The 21,561-nt window shown below is 62.1% G+C and carries 16 protein-coding genes; 7 read left to right on the forward strand and 9 right to left on the reverse strand.

The features are described from left to right. Window positions 1-402: 402 nt before the first annotated feature. Window positions 403-2,034, forward strand: coding sequence for a methyl-accepting chemotaxis protein (locus MLD24_RS07420; RefSeq protein WP_248165770.1), 1,632 nt, complete (start codon window positions 403-405; stop codon window positions 2,032-2,034). A 294-nt stretch (window positions 2,035-2,328) separates the two neighbouring features. After that, window positions 2,329-3,582, forward strand: a complete 1,254-nt coding sequence (locus tag MLD24_RS07425) for an ABC transporter substrate-binding protein (protein WP_248165772.1) — start codon at window positions 2,329-2,331, stop codon at window positions 3,580-3,582. Between the two features lie 69 nt (window positions 3,583-3,651). Here MLD24_RS07425 and MLD24_RS07430 read toward each other — a convergent pair whose 3' ends face one another. The 3 genes from MLD24_RS07430 to MLD24_RS07440 form a co-directional block, all read right to left on the reverse strand. Further along, window positions 3,652-4,635 (reverse strand): c-type cytochrome, encoded by a 984-nt coding sequence (locus tag MLD24_RS07430; RefSeq protein ID WP_248165775.1) that lies wholly within the window; start codon window positions 4,633-4,635, stop codon window positions 3,652-3,654. Next, the gene (locus MLD24_RS07435) at window positions 4,632-5,303 is read right to left on the reverse strand and encodes a c-type cytochrome (protein WP_248165777.1); all 672 of its coding nucleotides are present in this window, start codon (window positions 5,301-5,303) and stop codon (window positions 4,632-4,634) included. Before MLD24_RS07435 ends, MLD24_RS07430 begins: the two co-directional genes overlap by 4 nt. Window positions 5,304-5,501: 198 nt before the next feature. Beyond that, window positions 5,502-6,413 carry a helix-turn-helix domain-containing protein gene (locus MLD24_RS07440; RefSeq protein ID WP_227175361.1) on the reverse strand — a complete coding sequence of 304 codons (912 nt, stop codon included), beginning with the start codon at window positions 6,411-6,413 and terminating at the stop codon, window positions 5,502-5,504. A 325-nt stretch (window positions 6,414-6,738) separates the two neighbouring features. On the opposite strand from MLD24_RS07440, the gene MLD24_RS07445 reads away from it, so the two are divergent. The 3 genes from MLD24_RS07445 to eat are packed head-to-tail and all read left to right on the forward strand — an operon-like array spanning window position 6,739 to window position 10,433. Next, window positions 6,739-8,151: an ethanolamine ammonia-lyase subunit EutB gene (locus tag MLD24_RS07445; protein WP_248165779.1), complete on the forward strand. Its 1,413-nt coding sequence runs from the start codon at window positions 6,739-6,741 to the stop codon at window positions 8,149-8,151. Beyond that, window positions 8,144-8,980, forward strand: coding sequence for an ethanolamine ammonia-lyase subunit EutC (gene eutC, locus MLD24_RS07450; RefSeq protein WP_248165781.1), 837 nt, complete (start codon window positions 8,144-8,146; stop codon window positions 8,978-8,980). Before MLD24_RS07445 ends, eutC begins: the two co-directional genes overlap by 8 nt. Window positions 8,981-8,999: 19 nt before the next feature. Further along, window positions 9,000-10,433 carry an ethanolamine permease gene (gene eat, locus MLD24_RS07455; protein ID WP_248165783.1) on the forward strand — a complete coding sequence of 478 codons (1,434 nt, stop codon included), beginning with the start codon at window positions 9,000-9,002 and terminating at the stop codon, window positions 10,431-10,433. A gap of 71 nt (window positions 10,434-10,504) precedes the next feature. Here the strand turns inward: eat and MLD24_RS07460 are convergent, their stop codons facing one another. The 5 genes from MLD24_RS07460 to MLD24_RS07480 form a co-directional block, all read right to left on the reverse strand. Beyond that, window positions 10,505-13,045, reverse strand: coding sequence for an ankyrin repeat domain-containing protein (locus tag MLD24_RS07460; RefSeq protein ID WP_248165785.1), 2,541 nt, complete (start codon window positions 13,043-13,045; stop codon window positions 10,505-10,507). Between the two features lie 159 nt (window positions 13,046-13,204). Beyond that, window positions 13,205-15,010, reverse strand: a complete 1,806-nt coding sequence (phaC, locus tag MLD24_RS07465) for a class I poly(R)-hydroxyalkanoic acid synthase (RefSeq protein ID WP_248165787.1) — start codon at window positions 15,008-15,010, stop codon at window positions 13,205-13,207. A 74-nt stretch (window positions 15,011-15,084) separates the two neighbouring features. Next, window positions 15,085-15,477, reverse strand: coding sequence for a phasin family protein (locus MLD24_RS07470; protein WP_248165789.1), 393 nt, complete (start codon window positions 15,475-15,477; stop codon window positions 15,085-15,087). Between the two features lie 81 nt (window positions 15,478-15,558). Continuing rightward, window positions 15,559-16,317, reverse strand: a complete 759-nt coding sequence (gene phbB, locus MLD24_RS07475) for an acetoacetyl-CoA reductase (protein WP_248165791.1) — start codon at window positions 16,315-16,317, stop codon at window positions 15,559-15,561. Window positions 16,318-16,380: 63 nt separating this feature from the next. Further along, the gene (locus tag MLD24_RS07480; protein ID WP_248165793.1) at window positions 16,381-17,709 is read right to left on the reverse strand and encodes an acetyl-CoA hydrolase/transferase family protein; all 1,329 of its coding nucleotides are present in this window, start codon (window positions 17,707-17,709) and stop codon (window positions 16,381-16,383) included. 283 nt (window positions 17,710-17,992) lie between these two features. Here MLD24_RS07480 and MLD24_RS07485 point away from each other — a divergent pair, with 283 nt between their 5' ends. After that, on the forward strand, window positions 17,993-19,387 hold the full coding sequence (locus MLD24_RS07485; protein WP_248165795.1) for an SLC13 family permease: 1,395 nt from the start codon (window positions 17,993-17,995) through the stop codon (window positions 19,385-19,387). Window positions 19,388-19,404: 17 nt separating this feature from the next. After that, window positions 19,405-20,280 (forward strand): LysR family transcriptional regulator, encoded by an 876-nt coding sequence (locus MLD24_RS07490; protein ID WP_248165797.1) that lies wholly within the window; start codon window positions 19,405-19,407, stop codon window positions 20,278-20,280. Between the two features lie 43 nt (window positions 20,281-20,323). On the opposite strand, the gene MLD24_RS07495 is transcribed toward MLD24_RS07490, so the two are convergent. Further along, complete coding sequence (locus MLD24_RS07495; protein WP_248165798.1) at window positions 20,324-21,289, reverse strand: AraC family transcriptional regulator; 966 nt, start codon at window positions 21,287-21,289, stop codon at window positions 20,324-20,326. Window positions 21,290-21,561 lie beyond the last annotated feature (272 nt).

The following is a 21,561-nucleotide window of genomic DNA, read 5'->3' on the forward strand; positions in this document are numbered from 1 at the left end:
TCGAGACAGACCATCTCGAGTTCGTGTTGTTGTGGGGAGGGCTCTTTGAGCATGGGGCAGCCTCTGGAAAGTCGCTGACCCCAATTACAACAAACCCCCGCTGCCATGGCGAGGGTTTGTCAGCAGTCTGAGGCGGGTGACGACAGTCCCCGCCTTTTTCTTTGCGTTACTTCCCCTCCTGTTTCAGACCTTTTTTGGCTCGGCCGCGCAAGGTTTTGCAATATCTGACATTTGCCTGCCCTTGACCTGATCTATATCAGGTTGAAAATTGACGCATATCTATAAAGTTTTTCGTCATAACGCCGTCTATGTTTAGTAGGTCGCCCAAAAAATCGATGAGAGGCGAGCGCTTACAATAATCACCACGCCGCCCGGAACTGGCGGACAGGCTAATGGGTCACCATGAAAAAACACTATTCCATCCGTTTTCTCCTGCTTGCCGCCCTGGCGGTGGCGTTCTCCCTGGTGCTGGTCTTCACGGTGCTGTACAGCGCCCAGGCTCAGCGTGCCCACCTGGAGGATTACACCCATCGCTACGTGGACGGCCTGGCCAAGTCCTACTTTGATGCCCTCAACACCATGATGGTGACCGGCACCATTGGTAATCGGGCAATGTTGCGGGAGAAGGCCATGGCCTCGGAGGACGTGCTGGACGTGCGGGTGATCCGCAGCGATCAGCTCAATGCCATGTACGGGGCCGGTACCAAGGCGGAGCAGCAGCGCGGAGAACTGGGTGAACGGGCCCTGGCCGGAGAGCGGGTGGAAGAGTACTCCAGCAACGATCAGGGCCGGATCTACACCCTGATCGAACCGGTGATCGCCCGGGAGAATTACCAGGGTGTGAACTGCCTGGGCTGTCACCAGGCCCAGGACGGCGATGTGCTGGGGGCGATCCGGGTGGACTACTCGCTGGCCGAAAGTGATGCCCGACTGAACCAGCAACTGCTCACCAGTGGCAGCATTCAGGTGTTGATTTTCGTGGGCGCCTTCGCCCTGACCACGCTGGTGCTGGGGCGTTTGGTGTTCTCCCGGTTGCGTCGGTTGCGGGACCGGATGGACGAGATTTCCTCCAACTCCGATCTCACCATCGAACTGGACGTTACCCGCAACGATGAGATTGGCCTGGTGTCACAGTCCTTCAACCGCATGATGACCCGCATTCGTGACAGCATGCACACGGTATTGGACAACGCCCGTCAGGTGGAAGAAGCGGCTCGCAGTATCGCGGAGAAATCCGACACCACCGAGCGGGAGGTGCTGGCGCAGAAAGACAACACCGACCAGGTTGCCAGTGCCACCACCGAGATGGCGGCGTCTGCGGTACAGGTGCGGGAAAATGCCATCAACACCGCCCGCAAGTCGTCGGACACCGCCGAATCCGCCAACACTGGCGAGCGTCTGGCCCGTACCGCGGTGGAAGGCATACAGGCTCTGAACGGCGAAGTGCAGGCCGGCGCCCAGCGTATTGAGGAGCTGGATGAGCGCACCAGCCGCATGAACGACATGCTGGAAGTGATATCCACCATTGCCGACCAGACCAACCTGCTGGCCCTCAACGCCGCTATTGAGGCCGCCCGGGCCGGTGAACAGGGCCGTGGCTTCTCGGTGGTGGCGGAAGAGGTGCGGGCCCTGGCATCGCGGACCCAGGACTCCACCGGCGACATTCGCGCCACCATCGACAGCCTCAAGGGCGAAGTGGTCGACTGCGTTGCCACCATGCGTCACGCCTCGGAAATGGCGGGGCATCAGGTCGATGCGATTCTGAAGGTGGAAGCGGAGCTGCAGAGCATTGCTGCGGCGGTGCGGGAGATCACCGATCTCAACCAGGAGATGGAGAGTGCCGCCAATGAGCAAAGTGAGGTGTCGGAGTCCATCAACCACAACGTGATCGAGATCAGCCGTTCTGCCGAGCAGACCTCGTACGACGCCCAGCAAACTGCGCAGATTGCCGGAAACCTGCTGTCCATGGCGGAGACCCTGCGTCAGACCATCGCCCAGTTCCGGCTCAGCCAATCCACCGAGCAGTCGGATTGACCTTAACAGACACGCACAAAGGCCCAAATTCACCAGCCTTTGTGCGTTTGTTAGCCTTCTTACATATGGTAACAATAATTACCATGCCTACCTTGTTGGTTTGATTGATTATATGTGCCCTCAAGGAGCCTAGGCTCCTTAAACTGAGACTATTCGGTCCCACAACAAATCCAAGAAATGGTACCGGTCTCCAACAGGCTCTCTGGACGATGTCAGGGGTGCAGGAGCGCCCACCGCGTCAGGAAGGTTCTAGCGGCACAAGACCGGTACAGGCTAATAAGGAGAATTCAGCCTATGAACCGGACACGCCTGTTGTTCCTGGGAGCTGTGCTGTTGCTCAGCAGCTTCCAGTTGATGGCGGACAGTATCAAGCTAGGCCTCAACTACCCCCAGACCGGCCGCTATAAAGATCAGGGATTGCAGCAGCGGTTGGGCGCTTTCCTGGCGGTTGAGGAGATCAACAACACCGGCGGCATCATGGGCCGTCCTGTCGAACTGATTATTCGCAACACCACCGGTGACCCCGAGCGGGGCGCAGCCAATACCGCCGAATTGATTGACGACGAAGGCGTCGACATGGTGTTTGGTGGCTCCTCCAGCGCGGTGACCATCGCATCCGGTAAGGTGGCCCGTGACCGCGGTCGAATCTACTTCGGTGCCCAGACCTCCTCCAACGCCACCACCGGAAGCGAAGGGCATACTCACATGTTCCGGGAGTATCCCAACGCCTGGATGACCGCCAGCGCTCTTGGCAAGTACCTGAAGGCCAACTTCGCCAGCGACGAGTACTTCTACCTCACCGCAGACTACATCTGGGGCTGGTCCACCGAAGAGTCCGTGCGCCGGTTCACGAATACGGAGAACGTTCAGGATCATGGCCGCGCACTGACCCCTTTCCCCGATGCCTTCATCAGTGACTTCAGCGCGGCACTTGAGCAGGCGGCAGCCAGTGATGCCACGGTGTTGGTGCTGGTGCTGTTTGGCGACGACATGGTTCGGGCACTGCGCCTGGTTCATGAAATGGGACTGAAGGAGCGGATGCAGATTGTGGTCCCCAACATCACCCTGGGGATGGCAAAGAAAGTGGGAGCCACCATCATGGAAGGCGTCATTGCCACCACGCCGTGGGAGTGGATGATTCCTTACCAGTTCGACTTTGCCCGCGGCCAGGCCTTCGTCGAGTCCTTCAGCAATCAGTTCGACCTGCGTCCGTCGTCAACCGCAGCGACCGCCTACAGCATTGTCTATCAGTACAAGGATGCGGTGGAACGTGCCGGTACCACCCGCACCGACGCCCTGATCCGGGAGTTGGAGGGGCACAGCTACAGCCTGCTCAAGGATACCCAGCAGTGGCGTGACTTTGATCACCAGAACCTGCAGACCGTTTACGTGGTGCGCAGCAAACCCCGGGAACAGGTGGTGGTTGATGACATGCGCAGCGACTTCTTCGAAGTGGTGGACTCGATCGGCGGGCTGGAAGCGGCGCAGACACTGGAACAGTGGCAGCAGGAGCGCCGCGCCGCCAACAAGCCGCTGACCCTGCAATAGGCCCGGCGGCTCATGGCTCAACTGCGGTAAAAAACCGGTGACTGCCCCGATTGGGGCAGTCCGGCGGTCTCACTCGAAAGTACGTGGCCGCAGGTTGTCGGGTTTCAGGAAGGGTTTGTGGCCGGTGTTGTCATGGTCTCCCAGTAACTGGCCATTCACCTCGGTGCCATAGTTGGTGTGTTGGTGGAAGTTGTAGAACTGCTCCCGGGTTTCACGGACATCGCCGGTATAGCGTGGGTCCTGTGGGCGTTCCTGGGAGTTGATGTAGTTGGCCACCTGCCAGGCGTCGTCGTCTGACAGTGAGCCGGGCTTGCCCAGTGGCATGTTGTTCTTGATGAACGACGCCGCAGTGAAGATGCGGGTCATCCCCGCGCCCCAGTTGTAGGAATCGTCTCCCCACAGTGGTGGAAACACCACCTGGCCATCCTTGTGCTGGCCCTGGCCATCGTCGCCATGACACACCGCGCACTGTTGTTCATACACCTCACGGCCACGCCCATAGTCCAGTTCCGGACGTTCCCGACCCAGATGGCTGAACCCCCGGCCGGCAATGTTGCGTTCGTACACCGGTGCGGAGCGGGCAAGCCATTGGTGATAGGCCACCATGGCCAGCATGTCGTCGCTGCCATAGGCTGGCGGTTGGCCGTTCATGGAATAGGCGAAGCAGCCAGCGATGCGTTCCTCCACCGAGTTGACGTGCCGATTCTTGCCACGGAAGTCCGGCAGGGTGGTGACCGCCGGCCAGACCGGTCCGGACCAGTTCATTCGGCCCTCGCCCATGTGGCAGGACTTGCAGGTCATGTCGTTGAAGACGTACTCGCCGCGGAACTGCTGGGTGTTGAGGAACATGTCCCGGCCCTTGAGGATCACCTCCCGCAGCTCCGGATGCAGACTCTCATCGGCCATCAGGTCTTCGACGGTGGGAGCCTGGTGGACGTACTTGCCTTCCTCGTAGGTGGGCAGGTTGACCGGAACCTCGGTCTGTGCGGCCAGTGGCGTTGTCAAACTCAGCACCATGGCGGTGACAGCGGTGGTGTAGCGCAGACTGTTCATGGTTTGATCTCCCCGTCGTCGCTGGCGTTGAGGCGACCTAGGTACGCCGCCACCGCTTCGATCTGCTGATCGCTCAGTCGGGTAGCGACGGCCGCCATCAACTGGTTGGGGTCGTTATGGCGCTGACCGCTCTGCCAGGCTTTCAGTTGCTGACTGAGATAGTTGGGGCTCTGCCCCGCCAGCGCCGGGAAGCTGGCGCCGACGCCGCGATTGCCGGGGCCATGGCAGGTGGCGCAGGGGGGAATGTAGCTGTCCCAGTCACCGTTGTTGGCAAGCGTCTCACCCAGTGCCAGCAGCTCGTCACTGACGGTACCGGTGACGGTAACCGAGCGACTGGGCAGGCCGGCGTAGTAGGCTGCGAGGTCGCGGATCTGTGCTTCGCTGAAGCTGTCCACATTGGGTTGCATGATCGGGCTGACGCGGGCACCGGAACGGTAGTCCAGCATCTGTTTGGTCAGGTAGTCGGCGTCCAGACCCGCCAGGCGGGGGAAACCGCCGGCGTCGTTGCCCTCGCCATTGGCACCGTGGCAGGCCAGGCAGGGGGCGCCGCTGCCGTCGCCCTGGCTGGCCCATTGCTGGCCCCTGGCTGCATCTCCCTGGGCCAGGGCCGGGCTGCAAGCCAGCGCCGACAGGGCACCTGCCAACAGCAGGTGTGTCGAATATCGCATGGTGGTCCTCTCTATCCGTTTTCTGTTTTTGTAACTTGCAGGAATAACTATATTCCTTGTTGTGATGGTTGCAATGGACGCTTGAGGTCCTCAATCACTTTCCAGTGAGGCGGCCTTTGGTACGGGTAAAACCGGGCCGGGGAGCGGTGCAGAGGATAGGTGCGGGGAGAGCAGCGGGGGCGCGGTGCCCCCGATGCGTCAGGCGGGGATCGCGCGGTTGCGAAGGGTGGTTGACGGAGTCTCGCCGAACAGCTGCTTGTAGTCGGCGGCGAACTGGCTCAGGTGATAGAAGCCCTGGCTGGCAGCGGCGTCGGAGACGGTGGTGGTATCCGGGGCGGTTAACCGCCGCTTTACCCGGTTCAGCCGGGTGACCCGCAGGAACTGCACCGGGCTGATGCCGAGAATGCTCTCAAAACTGTATTGCAGGGTACGACGGCTGACGCAGGCGACCTTGCACAGTTCGGTAACCGTCAGTGGCCCTTCGTCATGGCTGTCCATATAGGCCTTGATGGTGTCCACCACGGTACGGCGATGACGATAGCTGGGCGCCACCGACGGTGTTGGCGTGTCCTGGGCCAGAACCTCCAGCAGCGCGGTCAGCAGCAGATCCCGGTGGATACGGCCACTGAATTGACTGGTGTCGGCGCAGGACAGGCGACGAATCAGATAGCTCAGCTGCTGCCGGGTGTTGTGGGGCAGGGTCAGCCGGGGCTGGTGCTCGAGGATGGCCGGCGATAGCGCGATGCCCTGGGCTTCGGCCACGGCCTGGAGCGCCTGCCTCGGTACCACCAGCCCGAGGATTTCCTGTTCGGGCGGTGTTACCAGCTCAAACAGGGTGTCTCCTGGGCGGCAGAACAGATCGTTCCGGCCCAGAGCCTGGCCATTGATGCGGCATTCCGCGTGTTGGCTGGGGATACCGATCCACAGACTGTCGGACCAGACCTGGCATTGCTGGCGCAGTGCCTGGCTGGTGCTTTCCCGATACACCTGGAGGTCGCCCAGGTGCAGTTCGTCAATCCGGCCGTGAAAGTGGCCGGGGCTGATCTGGTCGTATTCCTGATGCCATCGACTGAGGTACCTGGCCTGTCTGTGGGCATCCTGGCTTAACATTGTGCACCGCCTTGGTGCGCACTGGTTGTTGTTGTCGTGCACCGCTGGCTCCCTGTGGTTGGAGATCTCTACCAGCTTGGATGCGGATGGTGTTTTTCGCCACTCTTTGCCTGGACCCTCGCTGACAACCGCGTCGTCTGGCCCCGTGCCTGAATCTGCGGCTGGAGCGGCGCCCAGCCACGAGTCCATTGATGAAGCCATGCGGCCGGCCATTGCCCTCGGGTTTGCCAAAATTCGATAACTCCTGCGTGCTGTCGTCATTACAGTGAAGTGACTGAGCAAGATCCATTCCCGCTGCGGCGGGCGCGATGTCACAGGAGTTCCGATGAGCAGTCGCTATGTCTACACGCTGGGGCCCCGAACCTGGCGTTTTCGCAACCTGGCGGAGTTGATGGCCAAGGCGACGCCGGCGCGGTCCGGAGATCGCCTGGCCGGTGTGATTGCCGATTCCGCCGAAGAGCGCGTGGTCGCTCAGATGTGTCTGGCGGAGGTACCGCTGAAGCGGTTCCTGTCTGAAGCGCTGATTCCCTATGAGGACGATGAAGTCACCCGACTGATCCTCGATCGCCACGACCCCCTGGCGTTCCAGGCCGTCGAACACCTGACCGTGGGTGACTTCCGCAACTGGCTGTTGAGTGACCTGGCCTCCAGCGAGGCGCTGACCGGTCTGCGACCGGGGTTGACCCCGGAGATGGTGGCGGCCGTCAGCAAACTGATGCGCAACCAGGACCTGATCCTGGTCGCCCGCAAGTGCCGGGTTGAAACCGCCTTCCGTAACACCATCGGTCGCCCCGGCCACCTCTCGACCCGGCTCCAGCCCAACCATCCCACCGACGATGAAACCGGCATCGCCGCCAGCATTCTCGACGGTCTGCTGTATGGCAACGGCGATGCGGTCATCGGCATCAACCCGGCCACCGACAACGTGGCTCAGGCGATCAAGCTGATGCGGCTGATGGACGAGGTGATCCAGCAATACGACATCCCCACCCAGTCCTGCGTACTGACCCACGTCACCAACACCCTGGAAGCGGTGGAGCAGGGCGCACCGGTGGATCTGGTGTTTCAATCCATTGGCGGTACCCAGGCCACTAACGAAAGTTTCGGCTTCAGCCTGGCCACCCTGAGAGAGGCCCAGGACGCGGCCCTGTCCCTGGGGCGGGGGACCGTCGGCGAGAACGTGATGTATTTCGAAACCGGGCAGGGCAGTTCGCTGTCCGCCAATGCCCACCATGGCCTGGATCAGCAGACCTGCGAGACCCGGGCCTACGCGGTGGCGCGGGAGTTCAGCCCACTGCTGGTGAACACCGTGGTGGGCTTCATCGGGCCGGAGTACCTGTTTGATGGCAAGGAGATCATCCGGGCCGGGCTGGAGGACCACTTCTGCGCCAAGCTGCTGGGCGTACCCATGGGCTGCGACATCTGTTACACCAACCACGCCGAGGCGGACCAGAACGATATGGACAACCTGCTGACGCTGCTGGGCGTGGCCGGGTGTACCTTCATCATGGGCATTCCGGGCTCGGACGACATCATGCTCAATTACCAGACCACCTCTTTCCACGATGCCCTCTACGCCCGCCGGGCCCTGGATCTGCGTCCGGCGCCGGAGTTTGAACACTGGCTCGAGCGCATGGGGATCTTCGACGATGTCCGGCGCCATGAGCCCAGTGCGGCGATCCCACCGATGTTCGGCCGCCGCCTCGCGGCGCTGGACGGGGAGGTGCGCCGTGGCTGATCAACATCCCTCCCCGGTGGTCACCAATCCCTGGCATCACCTGCGCCGTTACACCGACGCCCGCATCGGCCTGGGCCGCGCCGGGATCAGCCTGCCAACCCAGCAACTGCTGGAGTTCCAGCTGGCCCACGCACGGGCCCGGGACGCCGTCCACCTGCCGCTGGACATTGACCGCCTGACCGGCGACCTGGCGTCGCTGCCCGGACTGACCGAACCCGGCGAACCGGTGCTGCTGCACAGCCAGGCTGTGGACCGATTCCAGTACCTGCAGCGGCCGGATCTGGGGCGGCGTCTGGATGACGCATCGCGGGAGCGGCTGGCGGACCGGGCCAGCGCCAACGGAGCCGACCTGGCGCTGGTGGTGGTGGATGGCCTGTCCTCGTCCGCGATCCAGGCCAATGTGGCGCCATTTCTGGCCTGCTTTCTCGATGTTCTGGGCCAGACCGAACCGGACTGGCGTCTGGCGCCGCTGACGGTGGTGCAGCAGGGACGGGTTGCCATTGGCGACGACATCGGCCAGTTGCTGTCGGCGCGGGCGGTGGTGGTGCTGATCGGCGAACGCCCCGGCCTGAGCTCCCCGGACAGCGTCGGGATCTACCTGACCTGGAATCCGAAACCCGGGCTGACGGACGCCAGCCGCAATTGCATCTCCAATGTGCGGCCGGCGGGGCTCAGCTTCGACCAGGCCAGCGAACGACTGATCTACCTGCTGCGGGAGGCCCATCGTCTGGGCCTGTCCGGCGTCGGCCTCAAGGATCGTACCGGCGAGGTTGTGATCGACTCTTCCACCAACAACAAGAACTTCCTGACCAACGACGGCCAATCATAACGACTTGTGGAGTGACTGCATGACAAACACGGTTGATAACGACTACCTGGCCAAGCGCCAGCTCAAGAAAGGCACCGCCGGCTGGATACTGCTGGCTGGTCTGGGGGTGTCCTATGTGATTTCCGGCGACTTTGCCGGCTGGAACTTCGGGATTGGCGAGGCCGGCTGGGGCGGTTTTGCCGTTGCCATGGCGTTGATGGCAACGATGTATTTTGCCCTGGTGTTGGCGCTGGCTGAGATGTCGGCGGCGATTCCGGCCGCTGGCGGGGGCTACAGCTTTGCCCGTCACGCCATGGGACCGGCCGGGGGTTACCTCACCGGACTGGCGGTGCTCATCGAGTATGCTCTGGCGCCTGCCGCCATCGTGATCTTCATTGGCGCAGCGGTGGAAGAATTGCTTGGCATCAACGGCCCCTGGGTCTACGCCCTGTTCTACGCCATCTTTGTCGGCATTCACCTGGCGGGCGTGGGCGAGGCGCTCAAGGTCATGATGGTGATCAGCGGGCTGGCGGTGTTTGCCATCCTGGCCACCGCGGTGGCGTTGGTGGGGGATTTCGACTCCGCCAACCTGTTCGACATTGCGCCATCGGCCGCGGCCGGTGCCAGTGAAATCCTGCCATTCGGCTGGTACGGGGTCTGGGCGGCGCTGCCCTTCGCCATGTGGTTGTTCCTGGCGGTGGAAGGTGTGCCACTGGCGGCGGAGGAAGCCAAGGACCCGGCGCGGGATATGCCCCGGGGCATCATCGGCGCCATGGTGTTCCTGCTGGGCACCGCACTGCTGGTGGTGATCCTGCTGGCCGGTGCGGCCGGTGCTGAAATGATTGGTGCCAGTGGGGTGCCCCTGGTGGATGCCCTCAAGGCCACGGGTAGCGGCTCTCTGGCCACGGTGATCAATGTGCTGGGGCTGGCCGGTCTGATCGCGTCGTTCTTCTCCATCATCTATGGTTACAGCCGACTGGTGTTCGCGCTGTCCCGGGCGGGCTACCTGCCACGCTTCCTGTCCCTGACCAGTGAGCGCAAGGCTCCGGTGTGGGCGTTGGTGGTGCCGGGGATCTTCGGGTTCCTGGTGTCGCTGAGCGGTGAGGGGGATCTGATCCTGGGTATGGCGGTGGTGGGGGCGACCCTGTCCTACGCGCTGATGGCGCTCAGCCACATCCTGCTGCGGTTGCGGCAGCCGGACCTGGCGCGGCCGTACCGGACACCGGGTGGAGTCTTCACCTCCGGTCTGGCCCTGGTGCTGTCGCTGGTGGCGATGACCGGGGTCTACGCCTTTGACCCCCGGGCCTTCAACTACACCCTGGTGCTGTTTGTGGTTGGCGCGCTGTACTACGCCCTTTACGGTCGTCACCAGCGGGTGGCCGGCACTGCCGAAGAGGAGCTGGCGCTGGTGCTCGATGCTGAGCACAGCCTCGATGACGACAGCCTTGCCGATGCGCGAACCGCAGGCGCCTAGCGCCGACCGCGCTTAACGTCTGACGGTTCTGCCAAGCCGCCCCACGGGGCGGCTTTGTCGTTTGTCACCGGCTACCGTTGGGCGACGGGTTGCTGCTCCCGAAGCAGTGCCAGACAGTCCTCGGCACCCACCCGCACCGCTTCATCAGCGGCGGTGCTGCCGGCATTGTTGGTGATGCCGGTGTTGGCTCCCTGTTCGAGCAGGGCGGCGACCAGTTTGGGGCGGGTGTTGCGGACGGCGAGGATAAGCGCAGTATTGCCATCGACATTGCGACTGTCGGGATCGGCGCCCGCGGCCACCAGGTTTCTGATCAGGTCCGGATCTTTCTGATGTTCGCGGTACCATTCCAGAGTCACCCTGGCAATCAGATGGAGGCTGGTATCACCGGTTGCGGTGACCTTCGCGTTGGGGTCCGCGCCGTGATCCAGCAATATGGCGGCGGGTTCATGGCGGCCATTGAGAACCGCGTAGAGCAGCGGGGTCCAGCCAGCCCTGGTGGGAATGTTGGGGTCGGCACTGGCTGCCAGCAGGGTCCGGGTCGCACCGGCATGGTGGGTGGCCAGAAAGAGCGGGGTTTTGCCTTCATGGTCCTGGGCATCGATATCGAGGCCCGCGTCGATCAACGGTTGTATGAGGTCGGCGTGGTGGGTGAAGGCAGCAATGTGGAGCGCGGTTCGGCCACTGCTCTCGTCGGGGGCCAGATTGACCCCGGCCGCCAGCAGTTTCTGGACGGATTCGCGTTTGCCGTGAGACGTTGCCCGTCCCAGCAGCGAGCCGACGTCAATCATGGTCGCGTTGGGGTTGGCATCCGCTTCAAGCAGCTGATCGCGTACCTCTGGAAAGTCATTCATCACCGCCATGAACAGGGGGGACAAGCCGTTGTCCGCCGGCAGGTTGGGATCGGCCCCGGCCTCGATCAGCAATCGTGTGATGCGTGCTGGTGCCGACCTGTCGTCAGGTTCCTTGTTGGTGACGGCTTGCTGGAGAACGCTGCGGCCAAGGTCGTCCCGCTGGTTGGCATCGGCGCCCACGGCCAGCAGTTTCTCCACTGAGGTCACCTGGCCGTAGTAGGCGGCAAGGCCCAGTGGTGCCCAGCCATTATTGTCGTCAACGCCGGGATCGGCCCCGGCGGCCAGCAGGACGTCGCGCATATTCGCCCGCTCATTGATGATCGCCAGGGCCAGTGGCGTGAAGCCATCGCTGTTGCGCGGGTTCAGGTTGGCACCTGCCTGAATCAGTTGTTGCGCCAACAGACGGTCGTACTTCCGATTGCCGTGCTCCAGGGTGTTGGTGGTGTAGTGCAACGGTGTCCAGCCGTTCTCGAATGTGGTCTCGAGGTTTGCCCCGGCCTCAATCAGGGCGATGGCGGCAGCCTCCCGGCCCCAGAACACCGCCTCATGGAGGGGCGTCCAGTTATCGTGCGTGCCGATGTCCGGATTGGCCCCCGCGGCGAGTAACTGCTCTCTCACGTGTGGCCGGTCATTGGCAATCGACCAGTACAGCGGGGTGGTGCCTTTGTGGTTGCGGATGTCCAGGCTAGCGCCTGCAGCAATCAGCCGTCGGGCCAGTTCGGGGTCATTTTCAAGGCCGCTCAGGCAGCTGGTATCGGCGGTCAGGTGAAGTGCCGTTGCGCCGTCATCGGTCTGCAGATCCGGAGTGCTGCCGGCGGCCAGTAGTGCCTGTGTCGTGGCCAGGTCACCCCTGTCGACTGCCGTCATTAGCGGTGTCCAGAGCCGGTCAGTTGCGATGTCGGGATTGGCGCCGGCCGCTAGTAGCTGGTCCCGCAGGTGTGGCCGGTCAAGCCGGATGGCATTGTGCAACGGAGTTCTGCCCTGGTCATCGCGGATGTCGGGGTTGGCGCCGGCGGCCAAAAGCGCGTCGACAACCCGGGGGCGATCGTTGAGCACCGCGAGCTGCAGGGCGGTGACGCCGGAAGGGGCATTGGCATCGAGCTTGGCGCCGGCCTGAACCAGCAGCTGGATCAGCGCCAGGTCGGAAGCGCGCTGACCGCTCAATTCCGGGCTCGCTGTCAGGTGCAGGGGGGTAAGCCCTTTGGCGCTTGCGTCGTTGACGCCGGCACCACCTGCAATCAGCAACCGGGCATTGGCGAGGCTGCCGAAACGAATCGCCTGCATCAGCGGAGTCAACTTGTCATCGCCGAAGCGGGTCTGCGGACTGGCACCATGATCCAGCAGCACCTGAAGGTGGTCCTGGAAGCCATAGCCGGCGGCCAGGCTGCTGAGCAGGGTGTGGCCCTGCTCATCGATGGGAACGTCGATGTAGAAGCGCTGCTGCGCCAGGTACTGGTCCAGTTCACCGGCCTTCAGCTGTCGCTGGCTGATCTGGCGGAGCAGGGCGATTGCGGTGGTTGAACTCTCCGCCAGCAGGCGCTCTGCCAGTGCCCGGGCATCGCTTCCCGGCGGTGACTGCAGACCCCGAACCAGCGGGGTACGGCCGTTGTCTGTGACCTGGTAGGGGGTGGTTTCCAGGGCTGCAACCAGGTCGGGCACGGGCTCGATTGTTGGCGTGGCAGCGGGGGTTGGCGGTTGCTGGGCGCAACCGACCAGAGTCGCCAGGGTGACGGCGAGGGTCAGGGGCCGGTAGGCAATCACTGTGAAAATCCTTTTCCAGTGTGGGTGGTTTGATCGCTGGCATGCTACCGCAAGTTGCAGCCAGGGCCCAGAGGGGCGTCCGGCCGGCCCATGGCCTCAATCTATGAGTTATCTATGAGCTATTTATGAGGTCAGGGAGGTCATGGGCCGGCGTCTGGATCAGACCAGTCGCTTCTGGACGTAGTGCCCGGGGGCGTCCTCAACGACCTCCAGTTCCCCGTCACCGGGCAGCCGCGGTGCCACGTCCTCGCCCTGGAAGCGGCTGACCCAGGATTGCCAGTGGGGCCACCAGGAGCCCTGGTGATGCTCGCTGCCTTCGAACCAGTCCTCGGCGGTTTCGGCCTCGTCGCCGTTTTCATCGTTGTTGACGTTGTTGATGTTGTTGACATAGTAACCGTACTTGCCCGGTTCCGGCGGGTTGATGATGCCGGCAATGTGGCCGGACTGTCCCAGTACGAAGTGTTTCTCGCCGCTGAACAGGCGGTAACCGGCGTAAGTGGATTTCCACAGGGCGATGTGGTCCTGCTGGGCGGACACGAACATCGACGGGGTGTCGACGCTGGCCAGGTCGATGGGAGTGCCGGCGATGGTGAGGGCATTGGGCTCACGCAGGCGGTTGTTGATGTACATTTCCCGCAGGTAGTACTTGTACATGGTGGCCGGCAGGTTGGTGGAGTCCGAGTTCCAGTACAGCAGATCAAACGGCAGCGGTGGCTCACCCTTGAGGTAGTTGTTGACGAAGTAGGACCAGATCAGGTTGTTCTCCTTCAGCGAGGAGAAGCTCAGGGCAATGAAGCGGCCGTCGTAGTAGCCGATCTTGTCGATGTAATTCTCCAGGGCCTGAACCACCCGCTGGTTGAGGTAGACCCCGATCTCGCCCGGATCACTGAAATCCAGCAGGGTGGCGAAGAACGTGGAGGATTTCACCCGGTCGTCACCGGCTTTCTTCAGATGGGCGAGCGTCGTGGCCAGCAGGGTGCCGCCAACGCAGTAGCCGATGGTGTTGAGCTGACGCTCACCGGTGGCTTTCTCCACCGCGTTCATGGCTTCCAGCACGCCTTCCTGAACATAGTCCTCAAAACTGGTGTCGCGGTAGGACTCGTCCGGGTTCACCCAGGAAATCATGAACACCGTGTGGCCCTGGGCCACCAGCCAGCGCACCAGCGAGTTCTTCTGCGCCAGGTCCATGATGTAGTACTTGTTGATGAACGGCGGCACCACCAGCAACGGCGTCTTGTGAACGGTGTCGGTACTTGGCTGGTACTGGATCAACTGGAACAGGCGGTTCTGGTACACCACTTTGCCCGGCGTGGTGGCTATGTTCTCGCCTACCTTGAATGCCTTCTCGTCGGTCATTGAAACGTTGAGCAACTGACGGCTGCGGATGATGTCGCGGTAAAAGTTCTCCAGCCCCTGTACCACACTCAGGCCCCAGGTCTGACGGCATTTGCGTACCGCTTCCGGGTTGGTGATGAAGAAGTTGGTGGGGGCGAGGGCGTTGACGAACTGGCGCACCAGGAAGGTGAGCTGACGGCGGTTGGCGTCGCTGAGGCCATCGAGATCGTCCGTCAGCTTGTCGAGGTACTCGGCGTTGATCAGATAGCTCTGGGCGATGGCGTAATAGAAGGGGTTGCGTTGCCAGGCCTCGTCATCGAACCGGTGGTCGCTGCGCTGGGGCGCAACCACCGGGTCTGTGGGCTGGCGCAGTGCGGTCAGCGCCACGTTCTGGGTGAGCTGCCAGTATTTCATCGCCAGATCGGCGTTGTCCTGCATGAGTTTTGACGGATCGATGATGGCCTCGCGAAAGGCGGCGGAGAGGCTGCTGCTGACATCCTGAACAAAGGAGCTGTCCGGGGTGGAGAGTTTGGCCGGGTTGAGGGTACGGGCGACCGTATCCTGGGACAGTTTCAGCAGGGCGGAGGCATGACGAACGTAGTCTTTCGCGAACTTGGTCAGGGATTCCATCGGGGACCTCTGGGGCAGGAGCATAGAAATGCCACCGGGGAAGCCCGGTGGCGGTTGGCCGTATTGCGGACCGACTAGCTGGCAGGCGTTGCCGTTTTCTTCTGGGCAGTCTTGGCGGGCGCCTCTGGCTTGGCCTCGGCAGTGTCTTCGGCATTGCTGGCGACGGACTCCTGGAACAGCTGGCTGGCTTCGTTGCGGAAGTCCTCGGCCACTTTGCTGAGTTGCTGGAAGTCCTCGGACACCCGGTTGACCAGCTGGTTGAAGCGCTCGGGCTGGCTCTCAATGAAGCCTTTGACGCCATCGGCGTCACGAATCGAGGCCGCAGCCCGGGTCTGCTCCTCAATCAGCCCCAGGTAGCCCTTCAGGCTTGCCATCTGGGCTTCAACAACGCCTTCGCAGGTGTCCATCATCAGCTTGTTGACGCGGGTCATCGGTTCGGAGGAAAACTTGAATGAGTCAGTGAACATCGCTTGCTACCTTTTCGGTTGGGTTCGTCGTGCATGCGCCTGTACACAGCAACAGGCTCGGTCGTTACCGGCGGTGTCTGCTCAGTGCATGAACATGCCGCCGTTGATGGAAAGATCGGCCCCGGTGATGAAAGACGATTGCTCGTCCGCCAGGAACGTCACCAGCCGGGCAATTTCCTCCGGTTGACCGAAGCGGCCAACGGGGATCTGGGCTTTGATCTGCTCGCGGATCTTCTCGTCGATAGCCCGCACCATGTCGGTTTCCACATAGCCGGGAGATACCGTGTTCACGGTAATGCCCCTGCGCGCAGTTTCCTGGGCCAGTGCCTTGGTGAATCCGTGGATGCCCGCTTTGGCCGCGGAATAGTTGACCTGGCCAAACTGCCCCTTCTGGGCGTTGACGGAGGAGATATTGATGATGCGGCCATAGCCCTGGGCCAGCAGGGTGTCGAGGAAACAGCGGGTGACGTGGAAGACGCCGTCCAGGTTGGTGTGGATGACATCGTGCCAGCTCTCCAGTGGCATTTTCTTCATCACTGCATCCCGGGTGATACCGGCGTTGTTCACCAGCACATCCAGGCGACCGTAGCGTTCCAGCAGTTCGCTGGCCGCGTGCTCGCAACTGTCGGCGTCGGCGATGTCCGTCTTCACCAGGTCGATCTCCAGACCGTCATCCGCCATGCGTGCCTGCCAGTCCCGGGCGTCCGGTTCCCGTTCCTCGTTGCGGTAGGTCGTCACCACCTGATAACCATCGGTCGCCAGCGCCCGGCAGATGGCCTCGCCAATGCCCCGGGTGCCGCCGGTGACCAATGCAATGCGTGAGTTGTTGCGGGTCGTCATTGCTTACCTCCCTGTGTGTACAAGAATTGAACTAGAAACTGGCTGGTTGTTTTTTGTCCTGGATCAAAGCAGCCCCATTGAGGCGGCCTCGTTTTCCAGGCTTTGCCGAAATTCCGGTGCCGCCAGGTTAATCAGTGCCCGGGCCCGCTGGGGAATCGACAGCCCCTTTAAATTGACGCAGCCGTGTTCGGTCACCACGAAATGCACGTCGTTGCGTGGATCGGTCACAGTGCCCCCGCGCAAACGCGGCACCACCCGACTGAGCCGGCCGGACTGGGCGGTTGAACGCAGAGCGACAAAGGAGCGGCCGTTGCGGGCGGAGTAGGCACCGCGAACAAAGTCCAGCTGGCCACCGGCACCAGAGAAGGGGCGATCGCCGAGCTGTTCGGAATTGATCTGGCCAGTGAGGTCAATCTCCAGCGCGGAGTTGATGGAGACCATGTTGTCGTTGAGGCGGATGATGTCCGGGTTGTTCACCCAGGACGCTGGATAACCGACGATGGCGGGGTTGTCGTCGAGGAAGTCGTAGAGCGCCCGGTCCCCCAGGGCAAAGGTGAACACATGTTTGTGTTGCATCCAGGTCTTACGACGACCGTTCATGACGCCGGACTGGATCAACGGCATCATCGCCGGTGAGAACAGTTCGCTGTGCAGGCCCAGATCGCGGTGATTGGCCAGCTTGGCGAGCACCGCGTTGGGAACACCACCAACCCCGATCTGGAGGGTGTCGCCATCTTCAATACGCTCGACGATCCGGTCGGCGATGCGCAGGTCCACGTCGGTCGGCGGGTTTGGGGTGGCCTCCACCAGCGGATGGTCGTGCTCCACAATATGGTCGATCTCGGAGATGTGGACCGAGCATTCTCCGAACGTCCGTGGCATCTGGCGATTCACCTCCACCACCACCTTGCGGGCCTTGCGGATGACCGACGCGCCGTAATCCGCGTTGGTGCCAAGGCTGAAGTAACCATGGCGGTCCATTGGCGACACCGTCACGAAGAAGCAGTCCGGTTCGATGTGCTCGGTCAGTAGCCGCCCAACCTGATGCAGCATGGCGGGAACGAATTCCACCCAGTTGGGGGAGGCGGACTGGGCCATGGCGTCCCGGTCTGCCGGGCTCAGGAACAGCGGTCTTGGGGTGAGCCGGTCAGCGAGCTCCGGTATCAGCAGGCTGCGGCGTAAGGCGTCGGTCCCGTGCAGGTAATAGAGCGCGAGGGGGCCGATCAGCCGATCCTTGAGGGCATCGGCGGCAGCCGCCATCAGGGCGGGCGGTTGGGCCGCGCTCATGCCCAGAATCAGGTTGCGACAGTCTGCAATCTGCAGCACGGCGTCGGCTGGCGTCAGCAGCCTTTGGTGATAGAGCGCCTTTAACTCCGGGTTCCAAGCATCCATTTGCCACCGGCTCCTTAAGGGTCCAAGTCTGGCCTAATCTGCCTGAGGGTTATGACCGTATGGTGACCAATATATGACCAGTGGCGCTTTGGGCATCAGCCATTGGTCGAGTACTGACCGCCGATTGCCGCCGCCCTCACGAACCCTGATACCAGACCTCAGATCTTACGATTGGACCGTTTCAGCACGGTTTGCCATTGTCGTTATCCAATGACTCAGGCGGGAGATCGGCGCATCTCCCGGGTGTATTGATAGCCGGTATGGTCCGGTTTGGGAGAGTGCGATGGTGGGGGTGTTAACGAAGTACTGGCCGGGGCAGCATGGCCAGGTGTTGCTGATAATCCTGGCGGCGGTGGTCCTGTGGGGCCTGGGCCATCAGTACCTGGCCTGGGATGTGGCCGTGGTGGCAGGCCTGACGGTGTTCTGCATCGGCAGCTGGGCCACCGGTGCGATACCCGACTATTGGGCCGCGTTGGTGTTCATGCTGCTGGCGGTGCTGACCCAGGTGGCGCCAACGGAGGCGGTGTTTGCCGGTTTCCGCTCGTCCACGTTCTGGCTGCTGTTCAGTGGCATGGTGATCGGTGCCGCGCTGAACTACACCGGCCTGGGCAAACGCCTGGCGTCGCTGCTCGCCCGCTGTATGGGGCAGAGCTATGGATCGGTGCTGGCGGCGACGCTGGGGTTCGGCATCGCGCTGTGCTTCGTGATGCCGTCGTCGATGGGACGGATGGTGCTGTTGATGCCGCTGGTGCTGGCGCTGGCGGACCACCTGGGGTACGAGCCAGGTAGCAATGGCCATACCGGGATGTCGCTGGCGGCGCTGGTGGCGGTGTTCTTTCCCGGCTTTACGATCCTGCCGGCCAATGTCCCCAACATGATTCTTTCCGGCATGTCGGAAACTCTCTACGGCGCCGAACTTGCCTACCTGGACTATCTGGTGCTGCATCTGCCGGTGTTGGGCCTGCTGAAAGCCCTGGCGGCTCTGTTGCTGATCCTGTGGTGGTTTCCGGCCGATCCTCCGCGGCAGCGGGCCGACTCGTTGGTGACGGAGCCCCTGAGCCGGCAGGGTCGGCACATGGCTGTGGTGATGGTGGTTTGCCTGGCGCTGTGGATGAGCGATGGCTGGCACCATATTGCGCCTGGCTGGATCGGCTTGGGAGTGGCGCTTTATTGCCTGTTTCCCGGCGTTGGGCTGGTCGGTAAGGACACCCTGAACCAGAAAGTGCAGTATGGCGCGCTGTTCTTCGTGGCGGCGATCATCGGGCTGGGCGCGGTGATGGCAGAAGTAGGTGTCGGGCAACTGGTGATGGATGCCATCGCCGACCATGTGCCACTGAACAGCGACCAGCCGGTGGCCAATGTGGCGCTGCTGGCCCTGGTGTCCTCGCTGGTTGGCATGGTCACCAACCTGCCGGGAATTCCACTGATACTGACGCCGATCAGCCAGGAGCTGGCCAACACCAGCGGGCTGGCGCTGGCGACCGTACTGATGACCCAGGTGTTGGCCTTCTCCAGTGTGCTGCTGCCTTATCAGGCGCCACCATTGCTGGCCGCGGTGCAGATGGGGTATGTATCTCTGGCGGTGCTGAGCCGGTTGTGTCTGGCGCTGTTTGCGATCACCGTGGTGATTCTGCTGCCGCTGGATCTGGTTTGGTGGTATCTATTGGGCAGGCTCTGAACGGCGAGGCATGACACTTGGAAATACATCAATTGCGAACCCTGGTGGTGGTGGCCAGGGAGGGAAGCATCACCCGGGCGTCGGAGCAGCTGTATCTCAGCCAGCCGGCCGTCAGTGCTCACATCAAGGCGATTGAGGACAGCCTCGGCGTGCCCATCTTCGCCCGGACACCCCGCGGTATGGAAATCACCCCGGCCGGCGAGCGTCTGTTGCAGCGGGCCCACGAAGTGATGGCGGCCCACCAGACGTTGATGTCCGAGGCCAGCCGGATTCGGGGCCAGTTGATCGGGCAGCTGCGCCTCGGGGCCAGTGGTGACACCAACACCAGTCGGGTTGGCGAGCTTGTAAAAAGCGTGACGGAGCACTTTCCGGAGCTCGACGTTTCCCTGAGGTACTCCACCCAGGTTCAGCAGGACATTCGCCATGGCCTGTTGGATGCGGGCTTCTACAATGAGACCGGCAACCGGGAGCCCGGGTTCTCCGCCCTGGAGGTGGAAGACTTTTCCATCTATCTGGTGGCATCGTCGGGGCTGCTTGAGAAGCCGGAGGTGCTGGACTGGAAAGCACTGGAAGCCTTCACCTGGGTGCTGCCGAATGCCAGAACCTGCTGCGGCCGAACAGCCGAGGCGTTGTTTGAAGCGCACGGCATCCGGCCCAGAAAGATCATCAGTGTGGATCGTGAACGCCACACCCGAGCCCTGATCGCCAGCGGAGTGGGGATTGGCCTGCTCCACGGCGAGTCCACCCGGCTGGGTCAGCAGGCCGGCGAACTGGATGTGCTTTGTCCCGCCACCGAGTCCGCAAAGGTCCTGTTCACCTGGCTGGCCAGTCGTGATCAGGACCCGTTGGTCGCAGCCGTGGTGAGTCTGCTACGGTCGCAGTTATTGGCGTAGGCTCATCAGTGTCCGGTTCGGTCGGCCAGACGGAGCACTGGTGCTAGTCGGCACCGGTAGTTGCTCGCCGTAGGGTTCTGGCCGGGGTCTCACCAAAGCGGGCGCGGTAGGCGCGGGAAAAATTACTGACGTGGTTGTAGCCGACCATGCCCGCAACGTCTTTCACGGCCAGCTCGCCACTTGCCAGCCAACGGTTGGCGGCCACCATCCTCTCGTTGCGAACATACTCGGCACAGCTTTGCTGGAATTTCTGGCGAAAGAGTTGATCCAGGCGGTTTTCGGACATGCCGGCCTGGTCTGCCAGGCTGGCAATGGATAGCGGGCTGTCCAGATGTGTCTCGATGTGCGTGATGACATCCGCCAGGGCCTGGGCTTCCCAGACGATGATGCGGTCGTCTGTACTCACCTCGTCGCAGAAAAGCTCAATGATCTCCGCCAGAAAAAGATTGGCAATGCCCTCCAGTTTTAACAGTCGGGCGCTGCCCCGTGCATGCTGGTCGAAGAGGTTGCCCCCCAGTTGTCGCAGGCGCTTGCTGGGTGAGAACGATTGGCCGAGCTGAAAATCACCAAAGTCTTTGTCACCGAACAGGGCGAGCCGTTCCGGCAGCTCGCCGCCAAACCGGGCCTTCAGGGGCGCCTGTGTCGATGCCACGCCGACATGGCGGATGAGCTGACCCTTGAAAAGGTTAAAAAGGCTGCCGGAAGGGTCCACACGCATCAGCAGGGCGGAATCGGGTGTCAGGGTAAAGGTCTTGCCGTTGGGGTAGGACAGCTCCGAGTGTCCCTGCAGGTGCATGGCCGACCCCAGCCAGGGTTCGCTGAAGCTGTTCTGGACCTGCACCGAGCAATCCTCCAGGGCCTCGTATTCCATGCGGTAGAGCACCAGGCCACTGGCAAACTCCAGACGCTCCATGCGACCGCGAATTCCGGGCAGATCAATCGCCTGCCCCCCATTCATGTCCGCCCGAACCGTGGGCGTGTCGTTACCGTTCTTGGAATTGTTTTTCATGGTGCAATGTTACCTGAATTACTCGGCTTGATCGGGTGTTGGTGAACAGGATCAGACCCTGAAGAAGGAGATAAGTGCCATGTGGGTTTTGATACAGGAGCTATCCGGCTTGTTGCCCGGCTAGAGGCGAACCTGGACAGGCCGTGAGGCTCTTGGTTTAGCGGTAGCTGAAGTGCGGCTCACCCAAGTTCTGGCATGGCTTATAAGGGGAGGGGCTCTGGGTATCCTTGGAAGATCAGATAACCAAAACGTATAAACAGCTGAGATCCAAT

This window comes from Marinobacter xestospongiae, from assembly GCF_023156385.1.
GTDB classification, from domain to species: Bacteria; Pseudomonadota; Gammaproteobacteria; order Pseudomonadales; family Oleiphilaceae; genus Marinobacter; species Marinobacter xestospongiae.